At 37.1% G+C, this 5,793-nt stretch carries 6 protein-coding genes; all 6 read right to left on the reverse strand.

Annotated elements, in window-relative coordinates:
* Positions 1–317: 317 nt before the first annotated feature.
* The gene (locus P3R27_RS14085; RefSeq protein WP_034690880.1) at positions 318–1,682 is read right to left on the reverse strand and encodes a sensor histidine kinase; all 1,365 of its coding nucleotides are present in this window, start codon (positions 1,680–1,682) and stop codon (positions 318–320) included.
* Positions 1,679–2,335 (reverse strand): response regulator transcription factor, encoded by a 657-nt coding sequence (locus tag P3R27_RS14090; RefSeq protein WP_301357431.1) that lies wholly within the window; start codon positions 2,333–2,335, stop codon positions 1,679–1,681. Before P3R27_RS14090 ends, P3R27_RS14085 begins: the two co-directional genes overlap by 4 nt.
* 12 nt (positions 2,336–2,347) lie before the next feature.
* Complete coding sequence (locus tag P3R27_RS14095) at positions 2,348–3,580, reverse strand: ABC transporter permease (protein ID WP_034690878.1); 1,233 nt, start codon at positions 3,578–3,580, stop codon at positions 2,348–2,350.
* A gap of 6 nt (positions 3,581–3,586) precedes the next feature.
* Positions 3,587–4,270, reverse strand: coding sequence for an ABC transporter ATP-binding protein (locus tag P3R27_RS14100; protein WP_301357429.1), 684 nt, complete (start codon positions 4,268–4,270; stop codon positions 3,587–3,589).
* A complete protein-coding gene (locus P3R27_RS14105; RefSeq protein ID WP_034690874.1) occupies positions 4,257–5,510 on the reverse strand; it encodes an efflux RND transporter periplasmic adaptor subunit in 1,254 nt (417 codons plus the stop codon). The genes P3R27_RS14100 and P3R27_RS14105 overlap by 14 nt, the downstream gene beginning before the upstream one ends.
* Before the next feature lie 61 nt (positions 5,511–5,571).
* Positions 5,572–5,793 (reverse strand): hypothetical protein (locus P3R27_RS14110; RefSeq protein WP_318036150.1); only part of this gene is annotated, 222 nt, incomplete at its 5' end.

Below are 5,793 nucleotides of genomic sequence, written 5' to 3' on the forward strand. Positions count from 1 at the left end.
CAAAAAGAAGTCAGGACTGCGCGAACGTAGTCCTGACTTCTTTAATCTATCACAACCTGATTGCACAACTGCTACTTACCAGGGACTAAATTTTCTACAAGAGTTTCTAGTACGTTGTGAGTTTTTTGATCATTTTGTTCTTACTATTTAGTGGTATGGTGTGGTTTTGTACATTCCAGTTGAGTGTGTAAAAATAAAAAATCAAAGTCCCTGGCAAATAGCAGTTGTGCAATTTGGCTATTAGCTTCGCTACCACCACAAAAATATCAAATTAATTTTATGATAATTGACCATTTAGCCTTTAACGATACCATCGATCAATTTAGGCGTCTTCCACTAAAAATGACAGAAAAGCACATCCTGGAATTAGCAGTTGACTTGAATGAATACTCCCAGCCATATTTTTCAAAAAGTTGTTGTACGATAAACAATCCTAAACCAGAACCTCCAGTATCTCGACTTCTGCTAAAATCCGGTCGATAAAAAGGTTGGAAAATCTTACTTAATTCCTCCTCCGTAAGTATCTGATTCACTTCATTTTCAATCACTAATTGTTTACCATCAAAAAACAGACTGATTTCTCCCTCATGCTTCGTATATTTGAAGGCATTACTTAGTAGATTATCTAAAATTTTATCAATATCATTTTTATTACCGATGATTTTCTCTCCTTTTAGATGGACGACTAGTTTTTTCTGTTCTGCTTCAGCCAATATTCGGAAAGAAGTTAATTTATGTTCGATCATTTCTTTGATTGAGACTTCTTCATAGACCACATTATCTGAAGGCAAATTGTTTCTTGAGGCAAAGAGGATATTATTGATCATTTCTGTTTGTTCTTGCAAAATATTTTTACAAACTTCTAAATATCGCTCTCTGTCTTTAAATTTTCCAACATTATAGATCATGCCATCAATCAACCCCATCAATGAAGCAACAGGTGTTTTCAATTCATGAGAAGCGATTTGCATAAACTCTGACTTTGCTTGTTCCAATTCTTTCGTTTTAGCTACTTCAAGCTCTAACACGTCAATTGTTTGGATCAAAGAAACATAGAGATGGTTGATATCTTGCGCTAAAAGTGAGATTTCATCCGTACCTTTGACATCACAACGAATATCCGCATCTAATTCGATCATTTTTTCTGTTACTTTGGATATCTCTTTGATTTTTTTTGTCGAATAAATACTATAATAGTAAGCGCCGATCCCCCCAATGATTAGTGAGACGATGATGATAAATGGATATAAATGAAGTAACACTTGACTTGCTTCTGCGACTGGTTGCATCGAATAATTACCAACTAGATAATAAGTGTTACCTTCTTTGTCAGTAATTTCTTGATAAAGGCTCATTTCATCAGAAAAAATGCTTATTTCTAAATAATCAAGATTCTCATCAAAGAAGGGACCCATGACTAGACCATTGTTATTAAGCAATATGACATCAAGATTTTGTTCTCTTCCACTTTCAAGCCAGTATTGATCAACCACCTTTTGCATGGTAGCTAAATCTTTGTTTTCTATACTCTTTGCCACTTGATTGAATTCCTTGTTTATTTCGTTCAGCTTCATTCGTTCATAGTAGATAGGCATCGTAAAATATAAGACAATCAACGAAAGAATCGAAACTAGAAAAATGATGACCCCAGAAAACAGAAAATTTTTCAGCATAATGCTCATGGGGTGTCCTCAAGCTGGTAGCCTCTATTTTTGATTGTTTTTATTGATAAAAGTGGCATCTTCTTTCGGATATTTTTTAGATGATTATCTAATATTCGACTTTCCAACTGATATTCATACGACCAAGCTTGATATACTAATTGTTCTCGCGTGATGATTTTCCCTTTGTTTCTTATGAGAATCACTAAAATATCATACTCTTTTCTTGTTAAATGGATTTCTTCCTCTTGGTATTTGACAAGACCACCATCAAGATCGATGGCGTACTCGCCAATAGTGATGTGGGGATTTCCTTGATTCATCCGAAACACATTTTCGATCCGTTTGATCAAAATAAGTGGGGAAAAAGGTTTGACGACATAGTCACTGATCAAATGGGAAAAACTGAGCAACTGCGTATATTCATCATCCAAAGCAGTCAACATGATGATCGGTACATCCGACGTTTCCCGAATTTTCTTTAAAACATCCGTCCCCCTTATTCCAGGCAACATAATGTCCAATAGGATCAAATCAAAACTTAGCTCCGCAAAAGCTTCCAATGCCTGTTCGCCACTTCTTACTGAATAAACTTCATACTTGCGTTCTTTTAAAAATTCCGTCACGATTTGATTGATCATATATTCATCTTCAACCACTAAAATTCTTTCCATATCACTCTCTCCTTATTCAAAGCGTAGTGCCTCAATAGGGTTTAATTTGGATGCTTTCATCGCTGGTAATAAGCCAAATATCACACCCATTAGGGAACAAAAAACTAAGCTAACGATAATAGATAGTGTGGACACGATATAAGGAAAATCAAGCGACTGGGTGATGATATAGCCACTTAGTAAGCCTATAAGTATCCCCAGTATCCCACCAATCAAAGTCAAGACGACTGCTTCTACTAAAAATTGTTTTAAAATTACTTTTCTTCTTGCACCGAGTGCTTTCTTTATCCCGATTTCTTTCGTTCTTTCCGTGACAGAGACCAACATGATATTCATCACACCGATTCCCCCCACTAATAACGAGATACTTGCTATACCTGCTAAAAGAATAAAACTCGATTGGTTCATCCGTTCCAATTCTCTAGCAAATTCGCCAAGATTCATTACCCCATATTCATAATCGGATGGTGGAATCTGTTGATTAAGAATCTCTGCTGCTTTTTCTGCAGCGCCTTGTAATTGATCGGTATTATTTGTTTGGATCGTGACAAGGGGCACAATATCTAATTCATCAGATAGTTTATGTGCTTGCTGCAAAGGAACATAAGCTCTTTTCTCAGAGCTAAATAGATTATTACTATTTGGATCTAGCTTAAATACCCCTTGAACTTTAAATGGCACCCCATTCATTTCGACAAACTGTCCGATCCCTTGTTCATTGGGAAATAATTCGTCATACAAGGAATCTTGCAGAAAAATGGCTTGTTGTTGCTCCTTGAAGGCTTGAGAAGCAAAACCTTCCCCTTTGATGAAGTTTAATTGCTCCAAATCCTCAACAGAAGAAGTGACAGCAGAAACTTTGGCGTCAGCCCCTTTTGCTTTCCTATAGATTTTCCCATCTTTTTGATATGACAAGCCACTTGCTAAGACCTCTGGTATCTCATTAATTTTATTTAATACATCTTCACGTAAAAACGGAAGGTATAACGGTTTTTTTTCTTCCTTTTCTGATAGGCCTCCCCCTAATAGGTTTCCACTTTGGAATGAACTTTTTTTATCGTATTGGATGTTCATCGTATTATTGTTACCACCAATCATTTCTCGTTTCATTTTTTCGGTGTTTCCACCGATGATGCTGAAAATCGAAATAATGGCAGCAATCCCAATAATGACACCTAACATAGTCAACACTGAACGCATCTTATGAGCAAAAATCGATTGTAAGGCAAATCTGATTTCTTCCATTCTTGATCACCTCACTTCATTTTGTTCATCACTGATTATTTGACCATCTCGTAAAGTGATCGTGCGCTGACATAACGCTGCAATTTCTGGCTCATGGGTAATTAGAATAATTGTTTTTCCTGCTTGGTGGAATTCCTTAAAAAGGTCCATGATTTGGCTACTGGTTTTTGTATCAAGTGCCCCTGTCGGCTCATCCCCTAAAACAAAACTAGGGTTAGTCACTAAAGCTCTCGCAATTGCGACACGTTGCTTTTGTCCTCCTGATAATTCCATTGGTTTGAAGTCACTTCGATCCTCTAACCCTACGAGTTGCAACATATCCAAGGCACGCTTACGCCGCTCTTTTTTATTGACTTTTTTATACGTTAATGACATTTCCACATTTTGCGAAACGGTTAATTTTGGCATGAGATTGAAATTCTGGAAAACAAAGCCGATTTTTGCATTACGGAAATCAGCTAATGAATTGTCCGCTAACGTTTTGACATCCGTTCCTTCAACGATATAATCCCCTGATGTAGCTGTATCCAGACAACCAATGATATTCATCAACGTCGACTTTCCTGACCCCGATGGCCCCATGATTGCGACCAGTTCTCCTTCATTGATTTGCAAAGAGATATCTTTAAGGACTTTTAGTTCTTTCCCGCCTTGCCAATATGACTTCTGAATGTTGTTAAGCGTCAACACTTGCACCAACCTCCATTCCCTCGACCATTCCTGTTTGAGGCAAAGCAAGTTGATCTTCAACAGTCAATCCTTCAACTATCTCTGCAAGTTCATCATCCATCAGATTCACCTTGACTTCATGCTCTTTGATCCGATTATTTTCGACTTTCCATACATAATATTTTTCATCTTTTTCCATGAGGTATCTTTGATTGATGATCACTTTTCCTGGCACAAAACCTTGAGGTAAAACATTGACATACACATTGGAACCAATCAGTGGCATTTCTTCTTTTGGATCAATCTTAACTTTGTAAGGAAACTTAGATAAATTAGGGTTCTCTTCTTTTTGATCGTCTTGTTTTGCATCACTTGTTAAATTTGCCACCTGCACAATGGTTCCTTGCCAAGTGTTCTCTTGGTCTTTACGATCCATGATCTCTACTCGCTGATCGACAGCGACTTTTTCACGATCAAATTCGGTGACTTGACCATCCACGTACAAGTTCGAATCATCAAGGATCTCCATAAAGTTTTCTTCTTTTTGACGTTCTTTTGATTGATTGACTAAGTCACGATTCAATGATTTGATTCTTCCTGAGTGATCAGCTGTCACTGTGTCTTCATTCAGTCGTTCTTTTTCGTTTTGATGAAGTAACTGTGCCCTTCTTAACTCTGTTTCGGCATTCTTCACTTCATTGTCGCCAGCAATAGCGTCGGCATGGAGACCGGTAATTTCTCCTTCTAATGCTTTGATCGTACTTTGTAACTCTTCGGATTTTTCTTTCGCATAATCCTGTTTTGTTTTGCCAAGCTCTGCTACTTTTTGGTTATGTGCTGTCCATTTTTGATTTGCAGTCACTCGTGCTTGTTCTACTGCTCTCACTTTGATTTCTACGTCCATTTCAGCTTCCACAACTTTTCTCTGTTGATCCGTTTGGTATGTAAACAAAGGTTGCCCTTTTTCTACGACATCTCCTTCATTTACCAGAATATCTTTTACTGTTCCTCGTTCTGGATCAATTTTGATTTTGTTGCTATTATTTGGCATGACTTTTCCTGCTAAAATCAAATTCGCCGCTTTCACCTCATCAATGAGGGATTTGACAGACCGTGCTTCAATATTTGTTCCTGCATTTTCTTCTTTTGTTTTCCCACTAGAAACAACTATACTGATTGCACCAACTACTAGTAAAACAGTGATGACTGCTACTAAATAATACCATTTTCGGTTGAATTTTTTTATTTTTTTAGGCTTCATGTACTTACTCCTTCATTCAGATCAGTCATTAGAAAAGCGCTTATATAATTCTATCCAAAGCTCATTCCTCTTCTTTTTCCGACACTTCTTCCTCAAACATTTGAACAACTGATCCATCATCCAAAATTTTTTCCGTTCCTTCCTTTCCATCCACGGTTATTTTTCGTTCACTTTTTACTTTTGGCATATCTGATTCACTTGTATCTTTGGTCTCTGAACTGCATGCTGCTAAAAGACCGATAGAACATACTAATACCAGATAACCTTTATACTTTGTTCCTTC

Origin of the sequence: Enterococcus spodopteracolus, assembly GCF_030441955.1 — a bacterium.
GTDB lineage: Bacteria > Bacillota > Bacilli > Lactobacillales > Enterococcaceae > Enterococcus_B > Enterococcus_B spodopteracolus.